This window comes from Bradyrhizobium jicamae (genome assembly GCF_001440395.1).
GTDB lineage: Bacteria > Pseudomonadota > Alphaproteobacteria > Rhizobiales > Xanthobacteraceae > Bradyrhizobium > Bradyrhizobium jicamae.
Genome location: NZ_LLXZ01000198.1, coordinates 22,634 through 25,000 on the forward strand (window position 1 = coordinate 22,634; position 2,367 = coordinate 25,000).

At 62.7% G+C, this 2,367-nt stretch carries 3 protein-coding genes and 1 pseudogene; all 4 read left to right on the forward strand.

Annotation, left to right across the window (positions count from 1 at the left end; all coding sequences use genetic code 11):
• On the forward strand, window positions 1-906 hold a 906-nt coding region (locus CQ12_RS34640; RefSeq protein WP_245310285.1), incomplete at its 5' end, for a PA0069 family radical SAM protein.
• A gap of 105 nt (window positions 907-1,011) precedes the next feature.
• Window positions 1,012-1,461, forward strand: coding sequence for a VOC family protein (locus tag CQ12_RS34645; RefSeq protein ID WP_057839768.1), 450 nt, complete (start codon window positions 1,012-1,014; stop codon window positions 1,459-1,461).
• Window positions 1,462-1,570: 109 nt separating this feature from the next.
• Window positions 1,571-2,098, forward strand: a complete 528-nt coding sequence (locus CQ12_RS34650) for a GNAT family N-acetyltransferase (RefSeq protein WP_245310286.1) — start codon at window positions 1,571-1,573, stop codon at window positions 2,096-2,098.
• Window positions 2,099-2,121: 23 nt separating this feature from the next.
• Window positions 2,122-2,367 (forward strand): annotated as a pseudogene (locus CQ12_RS46975) (ribonuclease HII); the annotation flags it as partial.

Sequence of the window (2,367 nt, forward strand, 5' to 3'; positions counted from 1 at the left end):
CCCCGGAACGAGTCGCCCGACATCGGCTTCGACCGCTCGATCAATCCCTATCGCGGCTGTGAGCACGGCTGCGTCTACTGCTTCGCGCGGCCGACCCACGCCTTTCTCGGCCTGTCGCCCGGACTCGATTTCGAATCCAAGCTGCTCGCCAAGCTCGACGCGCCTGAACTGCTCGAAAAGGAACTGGCGGCGCCCGGCTACGAGCCGCGCATGATCGCGATCGGCACCAACACCGATCCTTATCAGCCGATCGAGCGCGAACACAAAATCATGCGCGGCATTCTCGAAGTGCTTGACCGAGCCGGTCATCCCGTCGGCATCGTCACCAAGTCGGCGCTGGTGACGCGCGATATCGACATTCTGCAGCGGATGGCAAAACGCAATCTGGCCAAGGTCGCGATTTCAGTGACCACGCTCGATCCCAAGCTCGCGCGCACCATGGAGCCGCGCGCCTCGACGCCGCCGAAGCGGCTTGAGGCGCTACGACAATTGTCGGAAGCCGGAATCCCCGCGACCGTGATGGTCGCACCCGTCATCCCCGCGCTGAACGATTCCGAGATCGAGCGCATTCTCGATGCCGCGGCCCACGCCGGCGTCAAGGAAGCGAGTTACGTGCTGCTGCGGCTGCCGCTGGAGGTGCGCGACCTCTTCCGCGAATGGCTGATGGCGAACTATCCCGACCGCTACCGCCACGTCTTTACCCTGATCCGCGACATGCGCGGCGGGCGCGACTACGACTCGCAATGGGGAACACGGATGAAGGGCACCGGCCCGATGGCCTGGATGATCGGCCGCCGCTTCGAAATCGCCTGCGAGAAGCTCGGCCTCAACAAGCGGCGCTCGAAACTGACGACCGATCATTTCGTCAAGCCGAAGCGCAGCGGGCAGCAACTGAGTTTGTTCTGAGGCGTTGTCGTCATTGCCTGCGACAAACGCGAAGCGTTTGCGCAAGGGAGCGAAGCGACTTGTCCGCCGTAGCTTTAGCTTCCTGCAATGACGGAAGGAAATAACATGAGTACTGGCAAGCCAATCCCTCGCTTCACCGTCATCACGCTCGGCGTGAGCGACATGCGCGCCAGCATCGCCTTTTATGAAGCGCTCGGTTTTGCCCGGAAATTTGGCGAAACCGGCGAGGCCGTCGCTTTCTTCGACACGGGTGGCACCGTGATCGCGCTTTTCCCGTGGGATCAACTTGCGCGCGATGCCACGCTGCCGGATCAGCCGCGGTCGAAGACCTTTCGCGGCACCACACTCGCCTGGAATTGCAACTCGGTCGAGGAGGTCGACACGGTGCTGGACTTCGCCATCTCATGCGGTGCGTCGCTGTTGAAGTCCGCGCACAAGACCGATTACGGCGGTTACTCCGGTTATTTCGGCGACCCTGACAATCATCCTTGGGAAGTCGTGGTCGCGCCTGGCATCGAGGTGTGCGACGACCGGCGGGTTCATCTGCCGGATTAGAACCCGTGGTGTCATGGCGGCGCCACTTCTCTGTGGCGGCGAATTGCCGTATTGCGCCTCGATGGACCGCAAACCCACGCCAACATCGGAAAAGCAGCCGCTCATCATTTTGACGACGCCGCGGCTGACGCTGCGGACGACGACTGAAAATGACATATCGATTCTGCAGGGCCTGATTTTTGGCGACAGCGATGTCATGCGCTTTGCTTTTGCCGGAGCGCCGATGGCAAGGGAGGCCGCCGAGGATTTCGTCCGAAAGTTCTTCACCTTCGGCGGCAGCCTGACGGGGATGGCGATTCTCACGGAAAAGGCCACGGGCGAAATCATCGGCTTTGCCGGCCTGTCCCCGTGTGACGCGTTGGGAGCCGATGATTTCGAGCTCGGCTTTGTCCTTGCCCGCCGGGCATGGGGCAGGGGGATCGCAACCGAAATCGGCGAGGCGCAACTCGCCTTCGGGTTTGATCAATTGAACTGCAGCAGATTGCTCGGACTGGTCGATCCACGAAACGCGCCGTCCATTCATGCGCTCGAGAAGCTTGGAATGCGCTCTCTGCGGACGATTGCGGACCCCAAGCGCGGCAGCCGGGATGTTTATGTGATTGAGGCCTGGGAATGGCGGCGGCACCGTGCTGAATAACGGGAATTGCGCCGGGTTCCCGGTTGCGCGCGGTCGCGCGCTTGCGCACGATCCCGGCCATGATTCGGAACAAATCCGCCAAAAAAACTGACAGGAAATCGGGTAAGAAAGCCGGCATGGAACAGGCCGGACTGCCCAAGGGCATCATCGCCGTCGCGCCGCCGAGCTTTCGCCGCGAGCGGGCGCTGATCAAGCGCGGCGTCTGGCCGGTTGCGGGCTGCGACGAGGCCGGGCGCGGTCCGCTGGCGGGGCCGGTGGTGGCGGCTGCC